The organism is Psychrobacter immobilis, from assembly GCF_904846065.1.
Classification (GTDB): Bacteria; Pseudomonadota; Gammaproteobacteria; order Pseudomonadales; family Moraxellaceae; genus Psychrobacter; species Psychrobacter immobilis_H.
In genome coordinates this window covers 2,566,264-2,590,220 of sequence record NZ_CAJGZV010000001.1, presented here as the reverse complement: position 1 = coordinate 2,590,220, position 23,957 = coordinate 2,566,264, and the positions used below count along the sequence as shown (strand labels likewise).

Genomic DNA, 23,957 nt, shown 5'->3' with positions numbered 1-23,957 from the left:
CTACACTTTTAATTTTTAATGCTAAGGCTTCTCTTATGAAATTCGATTTACATTGTCACAGCACTTGCTCTGATGGTACTTATGCACCAACGGAAGTAGTGCAGCGCGCCCATGCGGCCGGCGTCAATGTATTGGCATTGACCGATCACGATACGCTGGCAGGAATTGATGAGGCGCGTGCGGCTGCCATTGCCTGCGATATGCAGCTGATTAATGGGGTCGAGATAAGCTGTGAGCACACACTTATTGGTGGGTATGGCAAAAATAAATCAACCAATAAAATCATCCATGTGCTGGGGCTAGATTTTACCGATCGCGAAAAAATGCATGCAACGCTGCAACAATTACAGGATAGCCGTGCCACGCGTGGTCAACGAATCACTGAAAAGCTCAGCGCGCTATTAGATATTAACTATGATGAGCTGTGGCAAGCCGTACTTGATAAAGCTGGCGGCAATCCACAAGCGGTCGGGCGCGCGCATATTGGTCAAGTATTGTTTGAGCGCGGTGAAGTCAAGACGGTACAAAAAGCTTTTGATAAGTATTTGGCAGACAATAAGCCTGCTTATGTGGCGATTGATGCACTGAGCATGGCTGACGGCATTGAGCTGATTCAGGCTTGTGGTGGCAAGGCGGTGTTGGCGCATCCCACACGTTATCAGCTTTCAGCAACACGAGTCCGTAAACTGATTGAAGAGTTTGCTGGTCTTGGTGGCGATGCTTGTGAGCTGCCGTCGAATAGCGAACCGGTTAGTACTCGCAGAATGGTCGATCGCAGTATCGCTGCCCACAATCTTGTCGCCTCGATCGGCAGTGACTTTCATGGTAGCAATATGCCGTGGCGTCGTTTGGGTGATGTACCGACAATGAACCCTGATCAGCAAGGAGTTTGGCAGTCTTTTGCGATGTTTTCTTAGCCGAAAATTCATTGCTGAATACAGTTTTGAATGTTAACTCAGCTGAAATATCAATTGACAGGTTATCCAAAAACCATGCGTCATATATTGACGCATGAAGGCACTAAATAGATTGATAACTGCGACAGAAATTGCCACACTAGATAAGTGGGATTTATTTTTAAAAATGAAATTGTCGGGGTTAACTCCCGTTTAGTTTACAAAATGTAGTACCGACACTCGCATTCTTATCTACTTAAGTTTTTGGGAATGGTATAAGGTAAAAAGTCATATCATTTATTATTGTTGATTCAGGCTTTTGATTTTTATTTAATGGTTTTAATGTCAACTTAATAACTTTCAATATTTGCGGTAGCCCTACTATGGCTGTATCGATATCTCATCTAGGCTACACCAAGCTATCTCAAGCAATTTTTGAGTGGCAAGCTGCTGATAAAACGTCATTACTGGCTTTATTTATGGTGATGGAGGTATCTTTACACTGGCTATGGTGTTTATTTGTTTGGTGGCGCCGTGATGTTTATGATACCTATGTTGATATAGCCCTGCTGTATCCACTATGGTTCGGCGTGACACTGGTAGCTTTGTTTTTATTATGGATGACCAGTCGTTTTTCACCTGTCAAAAAAGCCAATAGCAATTTGTATAAGTGGCAAGGCATACTAATTACGGTCTATAGTGCCTATATTGCAATGGTTATTTTAGTTCTAGGACATAGTAGCTTGGTCGCGGGCGTCTCTTTAGTCGGCGGTGCGATATTGGGGATGATGCTTATACGTCGGCGCTATGTATGGAGAGCATTTTTAGGGCACGCAGCCGTCATTCTAGCAGTCACATTTATTCCTTATCTTGGCGTTACTTTACCCAATCTGCGTCAAATGACGCTCACGGTCATTCCTCTTGATACCTATTATAGTTATATCAATTATAGTGAAATTACGACAATCGAAAACGCCATCTCTGCCTCTATTTTTCAAAATGGCACGCTAAATTGGGACAGTGTTGATCAATTGCGCCGATCTTCCGCTTTTTTTTGGCGTTCTACGCATATTTATATGGCGCTACCAAAAGCTATTTTTATTATCTATATGTTTCGTACTTTGTTGCTAATATTAGATGACAGTAAAAAGGAAATTTTGCAGCATGCCAATCAAGATGAGCTAACCCAACTCAAAAGTCGCCGTTACGGGATGATGCAAATGAAGCAGGTGCTGAAGTCAGTAGAAGACCATCAAGATATCAGCGTTATTTTATTGGATTTGGATTGGTTTAAAGAGGTCAATGACAGTTACGGCCATGAGATTGGGGATCGAGTATTGGTGGAGGTCGCACAGACGCTCTTGCAGTCTTTAACTGATGAAACAATCGTGAGTCGCTATGGCGGTGAGGAGTTTTTGATTGTATTGCCAGATACGAAGCACGACACAGCTATGATAATTGCTGAACAATTACGGCGCGTTATCGCCAAACACGTCATCATTCTCGATGACGATACAGCCTTTAGTGTGACTGCCAGCTTGGGACTATATACACTGACTCATGGTGAGCGTAATTGTATAAAACAAGCCTGCGAAACTCTGAATAAAAAGGATGCATCGCAGTCGCTTGCTAAACCGCAGAGAATTCCCTCGTATAGTAGCAAACGCGTGAATCGTAAAATTCCCGCAGTGCAGCTACCTCACGATATTTGCCAGCGCTTAATTTGTATGGCAGATAAGGCTTTGTATGAAGCCAAAGGCCGTGGCCGTGATCAAGTGGTGAGTGCCAACGAGATGTTGGCAGCAAAAAATAATAATATTGAAGCGCTCTATGGCACATAGCTAGCTGCCATAGTCGAAGGGTCAAATACGTTTTAGTATATTAATTGTTTTACTAAGCTTGCCAAGACACTGGTGGCAAAGCTACCTGTCGTTAACGTAAAGCTCAGCACCAATGTCTGTTCATTATCTTTATCCTGCCATTCCCAAGACAGCGCTTCAATAGGTAGGCGCAGCGCGCGGCGCTGTGCTTTTACATCACGCTGCTCTAAGCCATTGGCTAAGCGCGCCAGTAATGGATTTTGTTGAATCACATTTTTCTCAGTACTTGCTGCCATGCCGCTGACTTTATCATTATCCTTGCCCCATAATGCAGCAGTGGGATGGATATCACCCGTCTCAAGGCGTTCACGCAACGTGTCGTCTATGGCTTCGCTAGTAAATATTGACCCTGAACCCTCTAAGTTAAACACTTCGCCTGCCAGCCCAGTATTCCAGCTGCCATCACGCACTCGTACTGCCAATATCTCATTGAAAATTAAGCTACGTGCGGCAGACAGCTCCATTGTATTTTGCTCACGTGGCGCGTGCTTGCGTTTGCTCTTTTTGGGTTGTGCTCGACTTTGCTGTAGTGGACGCGCAAACAGTGATAATGCTTCTCTAATATTATTGCCATTTCGTCCAAAACGCTGAGGGCCAAAATAATTGGGCACGCCATTTATAGCGATGCTTGATAAATGCTGTTCGACATCTTGCTTCGCCGACAATAATTGCTCAGGTGCTGGCAATGCTGTATCAAAATTAGCAAATTGGATATCACGCAAGGTGATGGTGAATTGATTGGCGCGATGCGTGCCGCGATTGAGCTTTTTATTATGCCATTGCTGGTCAATGATCGTAACCGATTCATTGGCTCCAATATCGACTGGTACAAACTCAGATGTTGGTAGTTGCTTTTTTGGTATTCTCAAACTAAACCACTGCGTTGTCAATGCATGGCGATCCTTAAGACCTGAATAACCAACATCACGCAGAGGAATCTCTGCCCACTCTGATAGTAGTTTGGCAAGATAAGCGGTATTCATCCCTGATTTTTGGATATGCAGCCATAAATGCTCACCTTCACCGGTGAATTCGAGCGGCAATAGCTCATTAACGATAAAGTCTGTTGCGTGGGCTTTATAGGTTGCTTGCTGTACAGGTGGTTGAATAGGCTGCGGTAACTGCGCAGTATCCGTCGCTGCGGTAATATCGATACTTGCCGTATCAAACTGCTCATTATCAAATTGACTCTTTTCGAGAGCGGATTGAGGGCTAGCATTAATATCGGTCATGTCATCACGAGAATTCATAAAGTCGTCTTTTATGTTGAGGATAAGATTTAAAAAAAATAGGTAAGCATAGGGATTAACAGTTAACGATTACGTTTTGCAACGCAGGAAACATACAAAAAAAACAGCGTGTGCGAAAGTGTCTTGCTACTATCAATGGATAGCGTTTTAAAAAAACATTTAAATAAACGTATCGAGAATGGTGTTTTTCGTTGAAACTGGCTGATGCGATAGGGTTGTTTTCAACACGTTTGATTCAGGGCACCATTATAACTGTTGAGGAAGACTTATGACCAATGCAACGATTGACACAGTGACTATTAATAAGGCTGATATTGCCAGTGGCGGCATGAAATCTTACAAGCAAGATGATGATAGTATCATTTTAATCACCCGCGACGACGATGAGTTTCAGGCGTTCGATGGTAAATGCCCGCACGCAGGGGCAGATTTAGGCACAGGATTACGTTGTGGCAATCGCGTGGTCTGTCCTTGGCATCATGCAACTTTTGATAGCCGCGATGGGACGCTATTAGAGCCAGTCGCGACAGCAGGATTGACTCAATATGAAGTGACCGATAATGGCGACAGCTTGACGGTGAATACTTCAGCGAAGAGAGATAAACAGATTGCAAATGATAAGCTTATCGATACGCATACTCTCATCGTGGGCGGCGGCGCAGCAGGTTTTATGACAGCGCATCAGCTGCGTAACACTGGCTATGGCGGCAAAATCACCTTGATTAGTGCTGATGATAAAGCCCCTTATAACCGTCCATTATTGTCCAAAGCATTTTTAGCGGGCAATATGCCTGAAGAGAAGCTTCTACTAGGGGGTGCAGATTGGGCGAGCAAACACGATATTCATTTGCGCTTGAATCAAACCGTCAGCGAAGTATTGCCCAATGAATGTGCGATTATTATTAAAGATAAAAATGGTCATAGTGACAGACAAACCGCTGATTTCTTAGTGGTCGCAACAGGTGCTGAGCCAAAGATACCGCCTTTTAAAGGGGCTGAGCTTGATGGCGTTTATACCTTACGTAGTATGAATGATGCCAAATTGATCAAAGCGGCCAGTCACGATCAGCGTGTGGTGATTGTCGGTACTGGCTTTATCGGTATGGAGGTTGCTTCCGCATTGGCACAAGCAGGCACGACGGCTTCTATTACGGTCATCGGACAAGACCATCGCGTGATGGGAAATATCGTCTCTGAAACCGTCAGTAATGCGCTGATCAAGCTGCATGAAGAAAATGGGATTCAGTTTGTTTTTGATGCCAGCGTGACCGAAATCGTTGAGGTCGAAAAAGCGAATGAGAATAGCGGTAGCAATTTCTCACAAGTTGGTGCTATTAAATTAGCAAATGGTGAGCAAGTCGATGCAGACATCGTGATTTTAGGGACTGGCGTAGCACCACGTACAGAATTGTTCGAGGGAGTAAACGCGACAGATGGCGTGCAAGTGGATGAGCATTTGCAGCTGCGTGAGGGTGTTTATGCATTGGGCGATATTGCGAAAGCTTCTGGACAAATGGGGCGCATGCGCATTGAACATTGGCGCGTGGCCTTGCAACATGGCTTAGTGACTGCGGCTGCGATATTAAATGATGATAGTGTCAACTCGCTCGCCGCGCGTATCCCTTTCTTTTGGACGATGCAATATGGCAAGAGCCTACGCTATAGTGGACATGCGAAGACACCCGATAATAATATCTTGTTTGGTTCGCCAGATACGTTAGATTATATCGAATACTACTTTGATGATGTTGGGGAAAACACACGTGCTAGTGCGGCTAGCACTTTAGGGCGTGATAAAGAGTTGGTTGCCTTTTCTGAACTACTTCGCCGTGGTCATGCACCAACGCGTGCACAGCTCAATGCAGGATTTAATATTATCGACCAAGCACAGGCGTTATCGCCCTAGTACTCAAGATGGATACATATTACTATTAAGGCTGACCTATCGATTTGGGTCAGTTTTTTTAATACAAACAAGGAAAGGAAAAATTATAATATGAATAAAAACACTATAGATAAAAATTACTTGGATAGAGAGTCCGTGTTTTTACGACAAGCGCAAGCCGATGATATTGGTGCACTTGAGCAATTATTAAATCGCTGTTATCGCGAGACCGCAGGTTGGACCAATGAGGCGGATTTAATTGGCGGTATTCGAACCACGTCAGCTGAGCTCGCTGCCGTGATTAATGACCCTAATCACTATTACTTTGTCTATCCAAAAACGACAACGGGCGACCGTGATGGAAAGGAAACGGGTGAGATACTCGGTTGTATCGCTGTCGATATCAAAACCGATGCTGACTCAAATAACAAAGCCTACATCGGCATGTTTGCAGTAGATCCAGAGCTGCAAGGGCAGGGCGTTGGTAATGTTATTTTGCAAGCAGCAGAAACCTTTGCTACTCATCATCTACAGTCAGATGAGCAAGCAGCAGCTAAAAACACTGCGCGTTTGACCATGTCCATTTTGAGTCATCGTCCTGAGCTGTTGGCTTACTATCAGCGCCGAGGTTATGAGCTAAATGGTAATAAAATGCCATTTCCAAATGACGGCAATAATGGCGAGCCAAAGCGTGAAGATTTAGAATTATTGGAGTTAGAAAAAATGGTTCATTGAAAAATCTTGAATGTTTAAAGGCTGATTTTATTAACCCCAAAAATGACCAAAGGTCATAAATAGCCCAACACTTAGTAATATAAATGCCACGATGATTAAGCGCTTGAACCAGTTAAAAGCGGGCAAGCGCGTGGCATTGTCATCAGACATCAGATAGGCAAACAAAAATAACAAACTTGCTGCCAAGGTCATAATTCCCAGACCAATCGGTAATATAAAAAAGTACACCTGCCACACAGTTATCTCGCAACGGTTTTGAATACCACATCATAGCAGTATCGTGAATGGACTGTCAGTATGCACCGCCCGTTAATTCGTTTATTTCATTGCATGATAAAAGCTATTCATCATAAATCTAAACTTGTATTCTAAAATTAAGTTGGGTATTTTTAAGTAATTCTGTATAGTGAAGTAACATTATAGATACATTGAGATTGAGATGACTAATCTGAAAAAACTGGCAGTCATAGCATTACTAACACCGCTATTTGTCGCATGCTCTAATGCACCTTCTGAAAGCACAGTTGAAGCGTTAATCGAGGCACAATACGAGCAAGCCAATAGTATGATGGACGATGCGATGGCGAACGCAGGCAATGATGAGATGGCAAAGGCGATGAGCGGCATGATGGAGGGTATGATGCCAAAGCTTGAAAAAGTAGAAAACGTAAGCTGCGATACTACCGAAGGTGACAACACTTATTTGTGCACTGCTGACGTCACGCAAACCATTGGTGGTAAAAGTCGTATCGATAGTGGCGCTTTTAAGGTGAACGATGTGAATGGCAAATGGGTATTGACTCAATAATGGTTTACAAAGTCATCAAAGTTAGTGATATAAAAAAGGCGCTTAAGTAGCGCCTTTTTTTGTGCTTAACAATAGCTAATGAGTGGTTTATATGGTTTTATAAAGTTTGTGATAATAAAAAATAAGCAAATAAGGAGTACTCAATGTCTGGCAATATTCTATCGAAGGTCTTGTTTAAAAGAGCATTCAGAGCAACGACAATAGCAAGCGGCTTCCTTGTTTTTGCGTCAATATTGCCAGCTTTGGCTCAAGCCTCAAATCAACATTATCAAGTTCAAGCATTCTCTGATGATTATTCTGCCACCATCACAACAATAGAGGATGAAGACAGCGAGTCAAACAGTATTATTAACGTTGTCAATGCAAAAACTGGGCAAACCCTTATTAGTCAGTCCGCCGGCCTCGATATTGACTATGAGTTGGAAAACAGTAAAGCGCGTCAGCTAGGTGAAAAAATTAGCGCCAATATTGCCAATAGGCACTATGGCGAGCATAGCGTGCTGATATACGATGATTTTAATTTTGATGATCAAAAAGACTTAGCACTCAGAGATGGACGCAACGGCTGTTATGGTGGACCTTCTTACCAAGTCTATCTAAAAGAAGATAATACTTTCGTGCATAGTGATGGATTTACAGAGCTGGCACAGGGATACTGTGGTTTTTTTGACATTGATAAAGACAGTGAAATCTTGAGCACTATGACTAAAAGTGGCGCAGCATGGCATCAGTTTAAAGAGTTTAAGGTCATCAACGATAAACCAGTCGTTGTCCATATCATTGAGGAAGAATGGAATAACAGAAGTCTGCTATCCATTACTGAAAGCAAAAAGATCAATGGCAAAATGAAAGTCGAGAACTATGAAATGTTACCACCCTATGTCGAACAAGCAGAAAGCTCATTTCCCTATATCTATATGCTGACAGTAGATAATAATAAAAAAATGGTGCTCGATAGTCAGTATAAAGAGGGCAGCGAGCAATTATATTATGCTTTTGCAGATGAGAAGGGCCGAATTGAGCTGCTTTATGAAGGACAGTTTGACTATGATAAAACAAAGAAAACACTGAGCTTCACCAACAGACCTGTGCTCTACAAAATCAATAACCAAGGCATTACGGTAAAACTACCTAATAAGACGGTTCAGTTAAAGACGCAACCTAAGAGCGTGATTGGCAGTTTGGATGAGGTCATTCAGTTTAAGAATGTCAGAGTGAAATAAAGAATATTGAAGTAATTCGTTAAGGTGACAGATAGCCCTCAAATCTAGAAAAAAAGGCTACTCTCTTAAGAATAGCCTCTCTATTGACACACCCTATCAAACTAAGGCGTATCTTAACGCAATCTTAACGCATTGTCACAAACTCTTCTGAGCCAGTTGGATGAATGGCAACTGTATTGTCAAAGTCCGCTTTAGTCGCGCCCATTTTGATGGCGACGGCAAAGCCCTGAATCATCTCATCAACACCAAAGCCAAGACCGTGTAGACCAATGACTTTTTCCTCATCGCCCAAGCACACCAGTTTCATCATACATTTCTGACGATGCTGGGTCACCGCGCTATACATCGAGGTAAATGTTGAGTTATAGCATTTGATATTGTCCTTGCCATAGCGCTCAACCGCGTCGATTTCAGACAAGCCAATCGTACCAATAGCAGGATGGGTAAAGATCACCGTCGGTATCAACGTATAGTCCAAATGCTCATTAGGTTTGTTGTTAAACAAGCGTTCGGATAAACGGCGACCGGCTGCAATAGCTACTGGCGTCAAATCCACACTGTTTTCGATAATATCGCCGACCGCATAGATGTTCTTAACATTGGTGTTCTGGAATTTATCGACTTTGATTTTGCCAATTTCGTTCGTTTCCACACCCGTCACTTGCAGGTTGATATTGTCTGTCGATGGCGCACGACCAATCGCCCAAATCAAACAATCTGTTGTGTCTAGGCTGCCATTTTCGGTACACAAAGTCAGGCTGCCATCTACGTTTTTATTGACTTCCGTGAGCGTAGTATTGGTATGCAATTGAATACCGTCTTGCTCCATCTCTATCAGCAACGCCTCTACTACACTGTGGTCAAATGAGCGCAGCGGCGAGTGTTTGCGCACATACAAATGCACTTCGGCACCCAGACTGTTTAACACGCCTGCGATTTCGACAGCGATATAGCCAGCGCCTACAATCGCCACGCGTTTTGGCAAATGATTCAACGCAAAAAATCCGTCAGAGTCGATGCCGTATTCTGCGCCTTTGATATCTGGCTGAATAGGATGACCGCCCGTAGCAATCAAAATGTGGTCAGCGGTAATCAGCTCGCCATTTACTTCTACGGTATTGGTATCGACAAATTTGGCAAAGCCTTTGATCACTTCGACGCCGTTTTTAGCCAAATTATTGTCATAAGAGCGGTGAATATTTTCGATATATTGTTGACGGCTCTGCACCAATTTTTGGAAGTCAAAACCTTTAACATCCACATCGAACCCATAATCTGGTGCATATTTATGAATAGCCTCGGCAACTTGCGCACCATACCACATCACTTTTTTGGGTACACAGCCCAAGTTCACACAAGTACCGCCCAATTGGTTGGCTTCGATAATGGCGCATTTTTTGCCATAGCTCGCCGAACGGTTGATTGAAGCAATGCCACCGCTACCGCCGCCTATGGCGATATAATCATAATGTTTGGTCATAATGAATCTCTTTATTAAGTTGTTATTGGTGCTATCTTGGACTCTACCGTAATGGGTCTTATCATCCATCTTACAAGTTTTTTGTGGTTAGGGTATGTTCAGTCGCTTCGATGTGGTTAGTATCTCACTAGAAACAGCCTAATATTTAAATGTCTATACCTGCCTAAACCTACTTAAACAATGGCACGACGTCTATAAAATAGCAGTCCGGGAATGGATAAGCCTAATACCAATCCCGAGGTCACAAATAAGGCCTCAAACAAATACACCATCATTTGGCTAAATAACTCGTCTGAAAAGCCAAAATAGCCAATCTGTACCATACTCACCATCGCCTTATAAGCGGCGATACCGGGCATCATACAAATGACACTGGGCGAAATTAATGCTTTAGGCGGTAGGGTGTATTTCTTGGAAAAATATACACCTAAAAAGCTGGCAAGCATCGCCCCAAAAAAGCTAGCAACCACGAGATGCACATGCTGATAAACAAGAGCCGTCTTTAGTCCGAAGCCAAACGCAGTCATCAGCAAGCAAGGCAGGATATAGCGTTTGGGTACGCTAAACATCAGCGTCCAACCAAGGGTAATAATACACGACAGCGCAACGGTTTCAATGAACCACATCTTAAAACCCCCAGTGCTGTATGCGAAGTAAAACCAGTGCCATCACGATGCCAACGCACGCTGATAGGGTGAGCATATAAGTAAAAACCGCACGTCCAATCCCAATATTGACATAGCCTTTTAAGATATCTGAGAAAGAATTGATCAAAGGAAAGCTTGGTACTAGTAAGAGCACACTAGAGGCAACGGCAATATCGGCATTATTGCCAATATCAAAATAATAGGTCGTCGCTCCAATTAAGGAAGCAATAAATGCTGTCACAATGACGGTGATAAAAGGATTAAAGTGTTGTTTGGACAGGTAAATACGGGTGAACATCGCTACCATACCAGCGATAAATGTCACTGCGGTAATCGACCAACTGCCACCGTTTAGATAAGCAAACGCCGCACAAGACGCGCCAACAAACACGCTTACTAGCCACGTTGGATACACAGTCTTATCCAACTCATCAAAGGCAAGGGTAGTGCGGTCAATCAAGTCATTATTGTCGATAGTGGCTTCGGTCTTGTTGACGATTTGCTGGATTTGTACCAATAAATTGACATTGATGCTTTGATTGATTGTGTCTCTAGTAGTAGTGATACAGCGCTCGTCACAGATAGTCGTCAGGGTGATGGCGTTAAAGTTCAGCGAACATTCGACGCTATTCATTCCCAAGGCAAGCCCCAAGCGTTTGGACAAGTCCACCACCACGGCAGACTCAGCGCCATACTGCATAAGGAGTAATCCGCAGCGCACGCATAGTCGGGTAATGCGCTGCTGCTTTACGTAGCTGATAGAGGTCATGGGTGAGATACGCAGGTTGGTTGGTATTGATACGCTATTATAAAGGGTCTGGATGCTGACGCGCAGACATTATCGGATATTATATTGGATGCTACTATAAAGTATAAATTTTTTTGGCAAAGAGAAAATAGAACGTACGGTAGATGCGTGAGTGATCAATGTGATACGAGCGTTTATTTAGTGGAATCTATTGCAGGCTGCTCTCTGAGCAGCGATTTTAATTAAAGGAATAAAGTTGTAGGCGTCAAATGGAGGTTGGCTGGGAATTGTGATATCAAACAAATAATATCAAACAAATAATAGACTATAAAATTAATAGACTTTTGTTTTCTATAATGATAATCTCTTCCTCGATAATTTAGACACATTACTTACATTATAATTACATATTGATTGAATTTTAGTTACGTTCTCAATGACGTATCGCTCTCAATTAATGTGTGGCAAGACATGAATTTCGATCGTGGAATGTTAAGTCTATCAATTCATTGCCTTTAGCTCAGTTATTTAACTCAATTGCATCTCTCAACCAGGACGTCTAATGACCAGTTTTCATAACATAAAAAATGCTCTATTGCTGACTACTATTACTACTTTAGCAGGGTGTACTACGGTCGCCGATATGGCAGGGTACGATACGGCTACATTAAATACTGATGCGGCTAAAAGTTACTCTCAAGTGGTCTCTAAAGCCAGTAGTCAAGGCGCGGTAGATAATACTTCTGCTACCGCTATTCGAGTGAAAAACGTCTTTAATCGTATGAAGCCCTACGCCGTTCGCGCTAATACAACAGGCGTTCCTTTTGATTGGCAGGTCACGGTTATACGTTCACCTGAATTAAACGCTTGGGCAATGCCGGGTGGTAAGATGGCTTTTTATACCGGTATTGTAGAAAAGCTACAGTTAACAGATGCAGAGATCGCGGCAATCATGGGACACGAAATGACCCATGCGTTATCTGAGCACAGTAAAAAGGATGCTGGGCAAAAAATTCTGACCGGCTTAGCGCTGCAGTTAGGTGGTGCCGAACTACAGTCAAGAACAGGGTTAAGTGATGATGCGTTGGGTTTGATTAGTGACTACGGACTTGATAAGCCATTTTCTCGTAGTCAAGAGTCACAAGCCGATGCGGGTGGTCTACGCTTAATGGCGCAGGCAGGCTACAATCCAGAATCTGCCGTTGCAGTATGGCAAAAAATGGAGGCTGCCAATGGTCGTAGCAACGCTCTAGCCACGTTGATGTCTACCCATCCAAACTCTGGGCAGCGTATCGCTAAAATTCAGGCACTCTTACCTGAGGTTACGCCAGTTTATAAAGCGGCGGCTAAAGCACCTACTAACGCAACTAGTGGGGCAACGACTGGAGTAACGACTAGAACCATTAAACGTAAATAACTCAGTAAATGCTATCAAATCAGTGAATGTTATCAAAAAAGGTAAGTCAAACGACTTACCTTTTTTTGCGAATAAATGTTGAAAATTGGTTGGTTTAAATTTCATCTTACGTCTTGGTGTTGGGTGTCAAGTAGGTTAGCGGCGAGGTACGAGATCTAACAACTAAGTATTGGAGCCAATCCCGCTTTTCGCTCATATCTACTCACTGATACGAGGCGAGGGCTACGGTTTGTTCTGTCTCTTGCTGCGCGTAGCCAAGCCAAAACCTAGTCCTCGCAACTCGTTCAATTGAGCAGGATAACCGCTACAATCGGGGCTAAACCGCGTCCCAAAACAATCTTCATAAATTCAATGGTAGGTTGGGTGGAGTTTGCGACACCCAACATCTAAATATGAAAGGGCCATTCTCAACAGCCCCAATCAATAGGAAGCAAACCATCCTTCACAAATCGATGAAATGAGGAATATTGCCAGTCTTTAACTTGTTTAACATACTCATGTTTAATAGGGTTCATATGAATATAATCAATATGTGCTCGATAGTCTGATTCATCGCGAATGCAATGCTCCCAAAATCGACGTTGCCAAATACCACGCTCGCTTTTTTTAAGTCTACTACTCGAAATAGATTCTGTTTTGGCAATGTTATAAGAAAAGTAATATTTAATGAGTTTTATTCGTTTAGAGAAGTCTGCATCATTATTTGGCATAGTACATAACATATGCAAATGGTCTGGTAAGATAACAATGGCATCAATGTAGAAGGGGTGTTTTTGTTTAACGAGTTTGAAGGCGCGTCTAAGTGTTGCAATTTCTTTGACTAGCAAATCGCTAGACCTATCAGCTAGATTGATAGTGAAAAAGTAGGTTGCTCCTTTTTGATAGTGCCTTCGATACTGCATGCTATATCTACAAATTATAACTAATAACTGATATTACTTAATTTTGTTGGGTGTCGCAAGCTCCACCCAACCTACGGATTGTAGGTAATTCTGTGTTTAGATTGTAGGTTGGTGTCGAAGGATGAGACCCAACGAGTTGGTTTTGATGAATATGAGACAGTTGGGTTTCCTTCGTCAATCCACCCTACGAGCTGAACTTAATTAGTGTTGATGGCGAAGGATGCTCGGCAGCGGTTCTGAGTAATGCTAATTAGTCTTAGTTTGCTTTGCTAATCTTAAATATGGCATTCATGATGTGAATTTACTTTTCATACCTAGATATTTAGTATTTACAGCGTTCAAAAAATCAATAATTAAGCTTTCAAGTTCAACAAGATCTGCATTAAATTCAGATTTTTTATCCTTTATATATTTATCTGTTTCAGTTTTAAATAGATGCTTAAATTTGATAATGTCAGTTACTCCTTTAGCTTCAAGAAAATAGTATGACGCAATAATTTGTAATTTGTCATCTACGCTATATGTTTCATTGTGTGCAACTGAGTTTCTAAATTGTCTAAAACTATTTGTAAACTTATCCAGAGCCTTTAAGCTTGTTTCTATATCTGACCCTTTTACGTGTATGTTTTTGACAATAGTACTATTTTTGCAGTCTCTTTCAGGTAGTCCTAAGTTATAGAGAATATTAATAAGCCTTAAGCACCTATCATAAACAGAAGTTATTCGAAGGTAATAGTTTTCTATAGCAAAAACTATATGATCATGACGATTCATTGAGTCAGGGGAAGTGCTAGTTCTATAGCCAGATAAAAGTTCAATAGAAAAGTGTAATTGTTCCATGCAATCAGTGATACTCCTGACAGCTTTGAAACAATCTAATGTATATTGCTCTAAAGGACTGGCTGTGACTGTAATACCACTTTCTAAATCACACCTCTTTATGTATGGAATAATAACAGTATTAGCTGAATTGAATACTTGTAGGTTATCAAGTGCCGAATTTTTCATAATTTATACAATACTCTAAAATGTTAAATTTTTATGTTTCCCGTGTCAGCGTAGCCTACGAGCTTGGGTAATACTACTCTTAATTTCAAGAGCTTTGCTTCTTCCTGGAATAGTAAAAGACACTAAAGTAGAGTCGAAAAGATTAGTTTCGATAAGTCCTTTATTTACTAAATTTGATACAACTTCTTGAGTTTCGAGCTTAGAGATTTCCATAGCATCATAATTTAAACTACTCAAGTTTATAAAGTCTTCTCGACTATCTTCTATTATTAAAGCCATGACGTATAAGAAACCTTGTTCATTACTAGATAAGTTTAAAGATCTAATTTCTTGGCTTTTACTGTTTAAAACTTTAGAAAAGTAGCTCCAAAAAAATGGAATTATTATAAATGCTATAGTAGAGTTCAGATAAAACCGATACAACACATAAAAACTAATCAACTATTTAGATAAACCATGACTTATTCAATCGACTATCGTAAACAGGTTCTTTCTAGCATCGATAATGGTCTGACTGTTAGAGAAGCTGCTGCTTTTTACACGCTTAGCACCAGTACTATACATAGCTGGAGACAGAACTTAGAGCCTAAGAAAGGGCGAGATAAAGCCCCGACTAAAATACCTGATGACGCTTTGCTTCAGGATGTCAAAGCGTATCCTGATGACTATCAATATGAGCGCGCAAATCGTCTGGGCTGTAGTAAAACCGGCATTCATCATGCTTTAAAACGATTAAACATCAGCCAAAAAAAAGACACTAGAGCATCCAAAAGCCTGTCTGGAAAAAAGAGCTAAGTATCTCAATCACTTGAGTGATTATATAATTCAAGGCTATCCCATTGTTTATATGGATGAAAGTGGCTTTGAGCATGAGACCATCAGGCCTTATGGCTATGCTCCGATAGGTAAGCCTTGTATCGATCGCTACAACTGGCAAGGTAAAAAACGTACCAACGTCATTGGTGCCCTGTACGAAAGAGTACTATTTGCACTTGATTACTTCGAAAAAAACATCAATGGAGATGTATTCTATAACTGGTGCAAGTACACGCTAATACCGAGCCTAAAAACCAAGTGCGTAATCGTAATGGATAACGCAAGCTTTCATAAACGAGTACAAAAGCTGCTTAATAGACACGGCCATCGCCTTTTATTTTTACCACCCTACAGCCCTGATCTGAACCCTATCGAGAAAAAGTGGGCACAGGCTAAATTTCTACGCCAAGGATGGATGGAGAATAATCTACCTAAACTGTTTCATGATATGGGCTGTATCGATTTTATATTAAGCTGACTATAATAAGGTTCCAGAGAATATTAATCCTCCAATTAATGGGAGTTTCCAGTTATATGGAACCTCAGGAATGAAGGAAGGTGCAAAGGCATTTCCTAGTAGTATTGATAAGCATACTATGAACACTGCTGTAACGAACGCACGTGAAGTCTGTAGCTGTTTTATTATTTCTGTTAGCCAATCCATGAATTATCTTTTGAGGTTTTTACTATAATTTAACTTTAGTTTACTTCAAAAAATTCACTTTACAAAAAAAATTTGAACTAAAAGTAGCCTCTCTACAGTAAACAGTTTTTAGACAACAAAAAAGCCCGCTCCCTAAAGAGTAGCCTTTTATCACTCCTTCAACAATTTCTATTAGCTTACGTCTTTGAGCCTATAAATTTTCTAAAATAATCATACTAAACATAGAAATATGTTTATTCAATCAATTATACTTAAGGATCAATAAGTACATAAAGGACTGTCATGACCATCACCACCATCCAGCTATTTACTTTCATCATTGCTGTATTCATATTTATCATGACGCCGGGTCCTGGTGTGTTTGCCACGATTGCCAAAGCCATGACGCAAGGTTCTTGGGCGGCGCTGCCTTTAATTATTGGACTTGCCGCAGGCGACACTATTTATATGGTGTTTTCCGCTTATGGACTGAGCGCGTTAGCAAGTAATTTCAATACACTGTTTACTGTCGTTAAGTTTGTGGGTGCAGGTTATTTATTTTACTTGGCATACAAGATGTGGACGACGGAGCCGAGTGAAATTATCACTGGAGATATAGCGTTAAAGAGTAAAAGCGAGGGTTTGAAAAGTCTGATGTCAGGCTTTTTGGTGTCCATTAGCAATCCAAAAGTTATTTTATTCTATATCAGCTTGTTACCTAGCTTTTTTCCAGTAACCAGTCTGACAAGGGTAGACATTACGATTCTATGTCTGGTGATTTTTGGCTGCGCCATTGTTGCCATGATGATGTATGCCTTTATGGCGAGTTACGCGCAAAAACGTCTAAAAAACCCTAAAGCGCGTCAGAAATTTAACCGAGTAGGGTCTTCATTTATGGGATTGGCTGGCACATGGTTGATAGCGAAGGGTTAAATTTGCTAGATGGCATTTAATACAAGGGGCGGCCCGCAACAGCAACTTTGGATTCTATACACCAAAAAAGGCCACTCCCTAAAGAGTAGCCTTTTATCAATGATCATCTAACAAATACCAGTTATTAGTGACGACCTTGGCCTGCAGGCTTCTCAAACCCTTTTGCACTCATGCATGAATCTATTTTCTTCATATCGCTTTTACTTGGACGACTCTCTTTATTCATTTTTACGCCAACTCGTTGAGCACAATCATCCATGGCTTGTTTCATATCAGCGGACATCGCAGGTCTTTGATGATTGCGATCGCTTGTGCCATTTGATGTGCCGCTTGACGCACAGGCGCTAACGCCAACAGTAGATGCTAAGACAATAAATAGTAATTTTTTCATAAGAAGTCCTTAAGAGTTTCAGGGGTCGTACGAGAGTGGGTAGCGTCAATTCGTACGTGCTATACCGTTATTAACCAGTTGTTTCTATATCGTATGCGTATACGTATCATATCTAACTAGTTAAATATTAATACATTTAACTTTTAAGTATCTTTAATAGATATTAAGAAAGGTAACGTAGCGAAGTAATCTAAGTCTCAGTTTATATATCAATTTTCATTCATAGCTTATAGTTCTCGCTTTGCCTTATTCCAACTAATAAAAAAGGCCACTCTATAAAGAGTAGCCTTTTATCAATCATTACTAATGGTATTAGCTGACTTCTTTCATACCTTGTTCAAGCATCGGCTTTAAGAATATACCCGTGTAGGATGCTTTGACTTCTGCCACTTCCTCAGGTGTTCCTTCAGCGATGATCATACCGCCACCTTTACCGCCTTCAGGGCCTAGATCAATTACCCAGTCGGCCGTCTTGATTACGTCAAGATTGTGCTCGATGACCACGATGGTATTACCTTTATCGCGTAGGGCATGCAGGATATTGAGCAGCTTATCGATATCATGGAAATGCAAACCAGTGGTTGGCTCATCCAAGATATACAGCGTCTGTCCCGTATCACGCTTGGCAAGTTCACGCGCCAGTTTGACACGTTGCGCCTCACCACCTGATAGTGTTGGCGCAGACTGACCCAAGCGAATATAGCTCAGACCGACATCCATCAGTGCTTGCAGACGACGATAGATGGCTGGTATCGCTGAGAAGAACTCAACGGCATCTTCAACAGTCATATCAAGCACGTCAGCGATGGTTTTGCCTTTATAGTGAATCTCTAGCGTCTCGCGGTTGTAGCGCTTGCCTTCACAAGTATCACATGGCACATACATATCTGGTAAGAAATGCATCTCAACCTTAATGAGACCATCACCTTGGCACATCTCACAGCGTCCGCCTTTCACGTTGAAGCTAAAGCGACCAGGCTTATAACCGCGGGCACGCGCTTCTTGGGTCTGGGCAAACATCTCACGCACAGGGGTAAACACACCAGTATAAGTTGCTGGGTTTGAGCGCGGCGTACGACCAATCGGGCTTTGATCGATATCGACCATTTTGTCTAAATGCTCAAGACCGCTAATGCTTTCAAATTTATCGGCAATCAGCGTTGAGGCATTGTTTAACTGAGTCGCTGCCAATGGCATAAGCGTACGGTTAATCAACGTTGATTTACCCGAACCTGAGACACCCGTCACACAAGTCATGATACCAACAGGAATGGTCAAATCCACATCGTGCAGGTTATTACCTGATGCGCCTTTCAGCTCGATGGTCATCGGTACTTTCTTGGCTTTAGCCTTACCTTTGACTTCGACATCGATAGTTTTGGCTTTATGACGGACAGTTGGAATCTCAATTTTTTTCTTACCAGACATATATTGTCCAGTCAGCGATTCTTTGTTTGCCATGATGTCATCGACTGTACCTTGGGCGATCACGTGACCGCCGTGTACGCCTGCACCGATACCGATATCAATCACGTGATCTGCTTGGCGAATCGCATCTTCATCATGTTCAACGACCAGTACGGTATTACCCAAATCACGTAAGCGCGTTAGGGTTTTTAGCAGGCGATCATTATCACGCTGATGCAGACCGATGGATGGCTCATCAAGTACATACATGACGCCCATCAGACCAGCACCGATTTGGCTGGCCAGACGAATACGCTGCGCTTCACCGCCCGATAGTGTTTCGGCAGAGCGAGCAAGGGTCAAATAATCAAGCCCGACGCTCACAAGAAAGTTTAAACGCTCATTAATCTCTTTAAAGATTTTTTCGGCTACTTCACCTTTATGACCACCAATCTTTAGCGTTTTATAATAGTCAGCAGCGTCTCCGATAGACAGCTTAACGATTTGAGCGATAGTTTGGTCATCAACACGGACGTTACGTGAGATTTCATTCAAACGCGCACCATCACAAACGTTACAAGTGGTATCTGCTAGATATTTGGCTAACTCATCACGCACCAAGTTACTTTGCGTTTTAGCATAACGGCGCTCTAGGTAGGGAAGCACACCTTCAAACGGTACAGTCTTATTCGTCTTGCGACCGCGCTCATCGGTAAAGTTAAAGGTCAGCTTTTCTTTACCAGAGCCATGCATGATTAGGTCTTGCTGCTCTTTTGACAGATCCTGCCATGGTGCATCCATATCGATTTTAAAATGCTTACAGACCGTGCTAAGCAAACCAAAATAGTACGCATGACGCTTGTCCCAACCATTGATTGCACCTTGATTAAGCGACTTCTCATGATGAGTAATCAGTTTTTCAGCGGCGAAATATTGACGTTTGCCGAGGCCATCACAGCTTGGGCATGCGCCGTATGGATTGTTAAAACTGAACATACGTGGCTCAAGCTCAGGCACTGCACGATCACAGACAGGGCATGAATGCTTGGCTGACATCACTTGGTTTTCGTCACCGCCTTCCTTTGGGTTGCCATCCATAAAGTGAAGCGTGACCAGTCCTTGACCTAGACGTAATGCCGTCTCTAAGCTCTCAGCGACACGGTTGCCCAAGTCATCACGGACTTTAAAGCGATCGACCACCACTTCGATGGTATGTTTTTTCTTCTTATCCAGTGTTGGTAGCTCATCGGTGTCATAGACATCACCGTCGACGCGCACACGGACAAAACCTTGTCCGATGAGCTGCTCAAGCAAGACGGTATGCTCACCTTTACGCTCACGAATCACCGGTGCCAAGATCATAATCTTGGTGTCATCTGGCAAGGCCATGACCTGATCGACCATCTCAGTGACCGACTGCGCGACCATTGGCTCACCATGCTCAGGGCAATATGGCGTACCAATGCGTGCATAGAGCAGACGCAGATAGTCATAAATTTCGGTAATCGTACCGACGGTCGAGCGTGGGTTATGGTTGGTTGATTTTTGCTCGATAGCAATCGCAGGGGATAGACCTTCGATACTATCGACGTCAGGCTTCTCCATTTGCGAGAGGAACTGACGCGCGTATGCCGATAAACTTTCGACATAACGACGTTGCCCTTCGGCATAGAGAGTATCGAAAGCCAATGAAGATTTACCAGAGCCAGATAGGCCAGTGATTACCACGAATTTATCTCGTGGGATGTCTAAATCGATGTTTTTTAAATTATGAGTACGTGCGCCGCGTATTGCGATATGGTCATGTGCCATCGGTTACAGGTTTCCTATTTGCTAAAAGGGGATTGGGAAATATCTCAAGTCAAAAAGTAAATACAGATCAGTAAAGTGGTTGGTTAAAACGTGAATAATTCTAAATTTATGGTGTTATTATAAGTAGCGTTGTTATTAAGAGTATCGTTATAAACAAAACAGTCGTTATGAACAGTGTCGTTATAAAAGATACATATATATAAGGTAAAAGTTAAGCCAGCCGAGTTATTCATTTTCCATTATTGTTTGGCTTTGTATTGCTTATCGCTCCTATGACTATTTGTTATAGGACTAAGCAAATCTAAATCAAATTAGTGTTAAGTAACAGGCATCGTTTGTTATGGTTTTGACCAAAAATGTCATTTTATAGAAGCGTTCATCGTTATGTAGATGTGGTGAGTGAGCCATTAATTGTGCTGACAACGTTTTACTTTATTGTCACGGTGACAGCATTATTCAAGGTGTCACTGTGCATCTGATGCACTTGGTAACAAAATAATCTCGTAATATGAATGGCTTGGGTTGAGGGCGCATACATTGCTGCACCAGTAAGACAAAAGTCTCGGCAACCAAACGGCGAATGTCTTATACTAGGGGGCTTGATTTATAGGCCAATGCCTTGATAAACCAGTAGTGATAAATCATGGCATGGCGCAAGTGTTAGTCGCGAAAGATAGCAATGAGCAACCAGCAATGATCAACCAGTGAGGCAAGTATGAATAGCGTAGAGAAACGGGCAATCCTCGGAGTCGGTGGTATATTTGCTTTGCGGATGATTGGTCTGTTTATGATTGTGCCTGTGTTTTCTGTATATGGTGACAATTATACGCACGCGACGCCATTTTTGATTGGCTTAGCCGTCGGTATTTATGGTCTAGGGCAGGCGATATTTCAGATTCCTATGAGTCTTGCTGCGGATAAATTCCCGCGTAAGCCGATTATCTTTTTAGGACTGATCTTATTTGCTCTCGGTGGCATAATTGCCGCCAATGCGACTGATATTTACGAGGTTATCATTGGTCGGGCGCTGGCAGGTAGTGGCGCGGTTTCTGCGGTATTGATGGCGTTATTGGCTGATGTAACGCGCGAAGAAATGCGTACCAAAGCGATGGCAACGATGGGCTTGACCATTGCGACTTCTATCATGCTCGCTTTTGCCTTTGGTCCGTTATTGGTGGGCTCGCTAGGTATCTCTGGTTTATTTTGGTTGACCTCAGGCTTTGCTGTTTTGGCGATGCTGTTATTGTTGTTTGTGCCGACACCGCTACGAGTGCTTAAACACAATTTAGACAATAAATCGATTGGTCAACAATTAGCGACCGTCCTCAAAATCGGCGATTTAAACCGCCTACATATCGGTATCTTTGCTCTGCATCTGACCATGACCGCCATTTTTGTGATTTTGCCGCATCAGCTTAATGAAGTGATGGGGCTGTCGGTACGTCAGCAAGGCTTGGTTTATTTGCCGCTGTTATTTATTGGTTTTGCCGTCGCCATTCCTTTTATTATCATCGCTGAAAAGAAACGCAAAATGCGCCAAGTATTCTTAGGCGCGATTGCGCTAATGACCGCTGCTTTAGCGATATTGGCTATTGGCAGTCAGGTTGGCGTTGGTATTATATTAGGTTTGCTTCTGTACTTTATGGGCTTTAACTTGCTTGAGGCAACAATTCCATCATGGATATCTAAGCGCGCCCCAGTCGCTAATAAAGCGACGGCGATGGGGCTAAATTCATCTAGCCAGTTCTTTGGTGCGTTCGTTGGTGGTGCGATGGGTGGTTTGTTATTAAGTCAGCCGAATTTGCTGGCGTGGGGTATTTTGGCCGCTATTATGGGTGCGGCGCTACTCATTATCATTCCGATTGCTCAGCCACCGTATTTATCAAGCACGACCGTCACTATTCCTAAAAATATCAATATCCAAGACTGGTCACGGCAAATGCTAGCGGTAGATGGCGTGGATGAGCTGGTCGTGATGGCAAAAGAGCAAGTGGCTTATTTAAAGTTGGACAAAACACAATTGACAGATAATTCACGGCAGCAGTTATCGAGTTTGGCACAGAGTCCGCTAGATATTTAACAAAGGGTATGGGCAACGTACTTAGGCGAGTAGAGATAAGGTTGGATAGGCAAAAACTGAGTAGACAACGACTAGATAGACAGCCATTATTAATAAGTGAACGCTAAATCTTTATCTCTATTTAAAAGGAATTAATATGAGTAAGTTTAAAGTGCTGTCGCACGGTGTTGCTATTGGTAAAAATATTGCGCCTCGAGTAATGGCCAGGCTGGCAATAGGTGCTGGTCTATCAGCCACGTTACTACTCTCAGGTTGCGCCACACAAAACATTCAGGCCTATCAGAACAGCACGCCCACGCTTGATATGCATGAGTTCTTCTCAGGTCAAATCGATGGTTGGGGCATGTTTCAAGGTCGCAATGGCGAGGTCAAAAAACGCTTTTACGTCGATATTGATGCCACTCACGAAGGCGATAATGTCATTGTTTTAGATGAAAAATTCTCATGGGCAGATGGGTCAAAATCACAGCGTATATGGCGATTGACCAAACAAGCTGATGGTAGTTGGAAAGGCACAGCAGGCGATGTCATTGGCGAGGCAACAGGGGAAGTGGTTGGCAATACCTTGCATTGGAGTTACTTGTTAGAGCTACCCGTTGAGGATAAAACCTACAAAGTGAATTTTGATGACTGGATGTATCTGGTCGATAAAGACGTCATGCTCAATCGTTCAGTGATGAAAAAATTTGGCGTAGAGCTGGGTAGCGTCACCTTGAGTATGCATCACAATAACGAGAGCAATGATTCTAAATAAGTTTATAAAGGGCAGAGTGAGTTGATAAGTCAGTAACTGGTAATAGTATTAATTCGCTTAATAAAATGGCAAAATAGCAATATCATGGTTTTTTAAACCCAAAAATTATAATATATATCTAGACGACATAGATTATCGTTTTTAATAGATAGCTTGTAGATATTCCAATAAAACTTGATTACAGTAAAATCATTAATGAATGCGCTTAGCTGCACAGTCATTAAAGCGATTCATAAAATTAT

The 23,957-nt window shown here is 42.3% G+C and carries 22 protein-coding genes; 12 read left to right on the top strand and 10 right to left on the bottom strand.

Features of this window, described 5'->3' with window-relative positions; all coding sequences use genetic code 11:
- Nucleotides 1–35: 35 nt before the first annotated feature.
- Entirely contained in the window at nt 36–917 is an 882-nt protein-coding gene (locus tag JMW64_RS10735; RefSeq protein ID WP_201554664.1) for a PHP domain-containing protein, read from the top strand.
- A 362-nt stretch (nt 918–1,279) separates the two neighbouring features.
- Nucleotides 1,280–2,737 carry a GGDEF domain-containing protein gene (locus JMW64_RS10730; protein WP_193008597.1) on the top strand — a complete coding sequence of 486 codons (1,458 nt, stop codon included), beginning with the start codon at nt 1,280–1,282 and terminating at the stop codon, nt 2,735–2,737.
- Nucleotides 2,738–2,769: 32 nt separating this feature from the next.
- Here JMW64_RS10730 and truD read toward each other — a convergent pair whose 3' ends face one another.
- Nucleotides 2,770–4,026, bottom strand: coding sequence for a tRNA pseudouridine(13) synthase TruD (gene truD, locus JMW64_RS10725; protein ID WP_201554662.1), 1,257 nt, complete (start codon nt 4,024–4,026; stop codon nt 2,770–2,772).
- A gap of 268 nt (nt 4,027–4,294) precedes the next feature.
- On the opposite strand from truD, the gene JMW64_RS10720 reads away from it, so the two are divergent.
- A complete protein-coding gene (locus tag JMW64_RS10720; protein WP_201554660.1) occupies nt 4,295–5,932 on the top strand; it encodes an FAD-dependent oxidoreductase in 1,638 nt (545 codons plus the stop codon).
- A gap of 90 nt (nt 5,933–6,022) precedes the next feature.
- Nucleotides 6,023–6,646, top strand: a complete 624-nt coding sequence (locus JMW64_RS10715) for a GNAT family N-acetyltransferase (RefSeq protein ID WP_201554658.1) — start codon at nt 6,023–6,025, stop codon at nt 6,644–6,646.
- A 30-nt stretch (nt 6,647–6,676) separates the two neighbouring features.
- Here JMW64_RS10715 and JMW64_RS10710 read toward each other — a convergent pair whose 3' ends face one another.
- Nucleotides 6,677–6,838: a hypothetical protein gene (locus tag JMW64_RS10710; protein ID WP_227676031.1), complete on the bottom strand. Its 162-nt coding sequence runs from the start codon at nt 6,836–6,838 to the stop codon at nt 6,677–6,679.
- Between the two features lie 247 nt (nt 6,839–7,085).
- Between JMW64_RS10710 and JMW64_RS10705 the strand changes: the two genes are divergently transcribed.
- Nucleotides 7,086–7,454 (top strand): hypothetical protein, encoded by a 369-nt coding sequence (locus JMW64_RS10705; protein WP_087815076.1) that lies wholly within the window; start codon nt 7,086–7,088, stop codon nt 7,452–7,454.
- Between the two features lie 143 nt (nt 7,455–7,597).
- Nucleotides 7,598–8,677, top strand: a complete 1,080-nt coding sequence (locus tag JMW64_RS10700; RefSeq protein ID WP_055124675.1) for an XAC2610-related protein — start codon at nt 7,598–7,600, stop codon at nt 8,675–8,677.
- A gap of 124 nt (nt 8,678–8,801) precedes the next feature.
- Here JMW64_RS10700 and gorA read toward each other — a convergent pair whose 3' ends face one another.
- From gorA to JMW64_RS10685, 3 genes are all read right to left on the bottom strand, one after another.
- Nucleotides 8,802–10,157: a glutathione-disulfide reductase gene (gene gorA / locus JMW64_RS10695; protein WP_201554656.1), complete on the bottom strand. Its 1,356-nt coding sequence runs from the start codon at nt 10,155–10,157 to the stop codon at nt 8,802–8,804.
- 173 nt (nt 10,158–10,330) lie between these two features.
- Nucleotides 10,331–10,783, bottom strand: coding sequence for a threonine/serine exporter family protein (locus tag JMW64_RS10690; RefSeq protein ID WP_194619273.1), 453 nt, complete (start codon nt 10,781–10,783; stop codon nt 10,331–10,333).
- Between the two features lies 1 nt (nt 10,784).
- Nucleotides 10,785–11,573, bottom strand: a complete 789-nt coding sequence (locus JMW64_RS10685; protein ID WP_201554654.1) for a threonine/serine exporter family protein — start codon at nt 11,571–11,573, stop codon at nt 10,785–10,787.
- Nucleotides 11,574–12,114: 541 nt separating this feature from the next.
- Between JMW64_RS10685 and JMW64_RS10680 the strand changes: the two genes are divergently transcribed.
- Nucleotides 12,115–12,969, top strand: a complete 855-nt coding sequence (locus JMW64_RS10680) for a M48 family metallopeptidase (RefSeq protein ID WP_201554652.1) — start codon at nt 12,115–12,117, stop codon at nt 12,967–12,969.
- Between the two features lie 407 nt (nt 12,970–13,376).
- Here the strand turns inward: JMW64_RS10680 and JMW64_RS10675 are convergent, their stop codons facing one another.
- The 3 genes from JMW64_RS10675 to JMW64_RS10665 form a co-directional block, all read right to left on the bottom strand.
- On the bottom strand, nt 13,377–13,871 hold the full coding sequence (locus JMW64_RS10675; RefSeq protein ID WP_201554650.1) for an REP-associated tyrosine transposase: 495 nt from the start codon (nt 13,869–13,871) through the stop codon (nt 13,377–13,379).
- A gap of 288 nt (nt 13,872–14,159) precedes the next feature.
- Complete coding sequence (locus tag JMW64_RS10670; RefSeq protein ID WP_201554648.1) at nt 14,160–14,879, bottom strand: Cthe_2314 family HEPN domain-containing protein; 720 nt, start codon at nt 14,877–14,879, stop codon at nt 14,160–14,162.
- 45 nt (nt 14,880–14,924) lie between these two features.
- Complete coding sequence (locus JMW64_RS10665; RefSeq protein WP_201554646.1) at nt 14,925–15,158, bottom strand: hypothetical protein; 234 nt, start codon at nt 15,156–15,158, stop codon at nt 14,925–14,927.
- Nucleotides 15,159–15,335: 177 nt separating this feature from the next.
- Between JMW64_RS10665 and JMW64_RS14095 the strand changes: the two genes are divergently transcribed.
- From JMW64_RS14095 to JMW64_RS10655, 3 genes are all read left to right on the top strand, one after another.
- On the top strand, nt 15,336–15,674 hold the full coding sequence (locus JMW64_RS14095; RefSeq protein WP_227694015.1) for an IS630 transposase-related protein: 339 nt from the start codon (nt 15,336–15,338) through the stop codon (nt 15,672–15,674).
- Nucleotides 15,658–16,173 (top strand): IS630 family transposase, encoded by a 516-nt coding sequence (locus tag JMW64_RS14090; RefSeq protein ID WP_227694225.1) that lies wholly within the window; start codon nt 15,658–15,660, stop codon nt 16,171–16,173. The genes JMW64_RS14095 and JMW64_RS14090 overlap by 17 nt, the downstream gene beginning before the upstream one ends.
- 468 nt (nt 16,174–16,641) lie before the next feature.
- Complete coding sequence (locus tag JMW64_RS10655; RefSeq protein WP_055124667.1) at nt 16,642–17,271, top strand: LysE family translocator; 630 nt, start codon at nt 16,642–16,644, stop codon at nt 17,269–17,271.
- Nucleotides 17,272–17,395: 124 nt separating this feature from the next.
- Here the strand turns inward: JMW64_RS10655 and JMW64_RS10650 are convergent, their stop codons facing one another.
- Nucleotides 17,396–17,662: a hypothetical protein gene (locus JMW64_RS10650; protein ID WP_201554645.1), complete on the bottom strand. Its 267-nt coding sequence runs from the start codon at nt 17,660–17,662 to the stop codon at nt 17,396–17,398.
- A gap of 312 nt (nt 17,663–17,974) precedes the next feature.
- The gene (gene uvrA, locus JMW64_RS10645; RefSeq protein WP_201554644.1) at nt 17,975–20,881 is read right to left on the bottom strand and encodes an excinuclease ABC subunit UvrA; all 2,907 of its coding nucleotides are present in this window, start codon (nt 20,879–20,881) and stop codon (nt 17,975–17,977) included.
- A 715-nt stretch (nt 20,882–21,596) separates the two neighbouring features.
- On the opposite strand from uvrA, the gene JMW64_RS10640 reads away from it, so the two are divergent.
- Both JMW64_RS10640 and JMW64_RS10635 read left to right on the top strand, forming a co-directional pair.
- Nucleotides 21,597–22,961 carry an MFS transporter gene (locus JMW64_RS10640; RefSeq protein WP_201554643.1) on the top strand — a complete coding sequence of 455 codons (1,365 nt, stop codon included), beginning with the start codon at nt 21,597–21,599 and terminating at the stop codon, nt 22,959–22,961.
- 136 nt (nt 22,962–23,097) lie between these two features.
- Entirely contained in the window at nt 23,098–23,715 is a 618-nt protein-coding gene (locus JMW64_RS10635; RefSeq protein WP_201554642.1) for a DUF3833 domain-containing protein, read from the top strand.
- Nucleotides 23,716–23,957 lie beyond the last annotated feature (242 nt).

Excerpts from the sequence above, each read along its gene's own strand:
- JMW64_RS10735 (WP_201554664.1), top strand. The coding sequence starts at position 36 with ATGAAATTCGATTTACATTGTCACAGCACTTGCTCTGATGGTACTTAT.
- JMW64_RS10730 (WP_193008597.1), top strand. The coding sequence starts at position 1,280 with ATGGCTGTATCGATATCTCATCTAGGCTACACCAAGCTATCTCAAGCA.
- truD (WP_201554662.1), bottom strand. The coding sequence starts at position 4,026 with ATGAATTCTCGTGATGACATGACCGATATTAATGCTAGCCCTCAATCC.
- JMW64_RS10720 (WP_201554660.1), top strand. The coding sequence starts at position 4,295 with ATGACCAATGCAACGATTGACACAGTGACTATTAATAAGGCTGATATT.
- JMW64_RS10715 (WP_201554658.1), top strand. The coding sequence starts at position 6,023 with ATGAATAAAAACACTATAGATAAAAATTACTTGGATAGAGAGTCCGTG.
- JMW64_RS10710 (WP_227676031.1), bottom strand. The coding sequence starts at position 6,838 with ATGACCTTGGCAGCAAGTTTGTTATTTTTGTTTGCCTATCTGATGTCT.
- JMW64_RS10705 (WP_087815076.1), top strand. The coding sequence starts at position 7,086 with ATGACTAATCTGAAAAAACTGGCAGTCATAGCATTACTAACACCGCTA.
- JMW64_RS10700 (WP_055124675.1), top strand. The coding sequence starts at position 7,598 with ATGTCTGGCAATATTCTATCGAAGGTCTTGTTTAAAAGAGCATTCAGA.
- gorA (WP_201554656.1), bottom strand. The coding sequence starts at position 10,157 with ATGACCAAACATTATGATTATATCGCCATAGGCGGCGGTAGCGGTGGC.
- JMW64_RS10690 (WP_194619273.1), bottom strand. The coding sequence starts at position 10,783 with ATGTGGTTCATTGAAACCGTTGCGCTGTCGTGTATTATTACCCTTGGT.
- JMW64_RS10685 (WP_201554654.1), bottom strand. The coding sequence starts at position 11,573 with ATGACCTCTATCAGCTACGTAAAGCAGCAGCGCATTACCCGACTATGC.
- JMW64_RS10680 (WP_201554652.1), top strand. The coding sequence starts at position 12,115 with ATGACCAGTTTTCATAACATAAAAAATGCTCTATTGCTGACTACTATT.
- JMW64_RS10675 (WP_201554650.1), bottom strand. The coding sequence starts at position 13,871 with ATGCAGTATCGAAGGCACTATCAAAAAGGAGCAACCTACTTTTTCACT.
- JMW64_RS10670 (WP_201554648.1), bottom strand. The coding sequence starts at position 14,879 with ATGAAAAATTCGGCACTTGATAACCTACAAGTATTCAATTCAGCTAAT.
- JMW64_RS10665 (WP_201554646.1), bottom strand. The coding sequence starts at position 15,158 with ATGGCTTTAATAATAGAAGATAGTCGAGAAGACTTTATAAACTTGAGT.
- JMW64_RS14095 (WP_227694015.1), top strand. The coding sequence starts at position 15,336 with ATGACTTATTCAATCGACTATCGTAAACAGGTTCTTTCTAGCATCGAT.
- JMW64_RS10655 (WP_055124667.1), top strand. The coding sequence starts at position 16,642 with ATGACCATCACCACCATCCAGCTATTTACTTTCATCATTGCTGTATTC.
- JMW64_RS10650 (WP_201554645.1), bottom strand. The coding sequence starts at position 17,662 with ATGAAAAAATTACTATTTATTGTCTTAGCATCTACTGTTGGCGTTAGC.
- uvrA (WP_201554644.1), bottom strand. The coding sequence starts at position 20,881 with ATGGCACATGACCATATCGCAATACGCGGCGCACGTACTCATAATTTA.
- JMW64_RS10640 (WP_201554643.1), top strand. The coding sequence starts at position 21,597 with ATGAATAGCGTAGAGAAACGGGCAATCCTCGGAGTCGGTGGTATATTT.
- JMW64_RS10635 (WP_201554642.1), top strand. The coding sequence starts at position 23,098 with ATGAGTAAGTTTAAAGTGCTGTCGCACGGTGTTGCTATTGGTAAAAAT.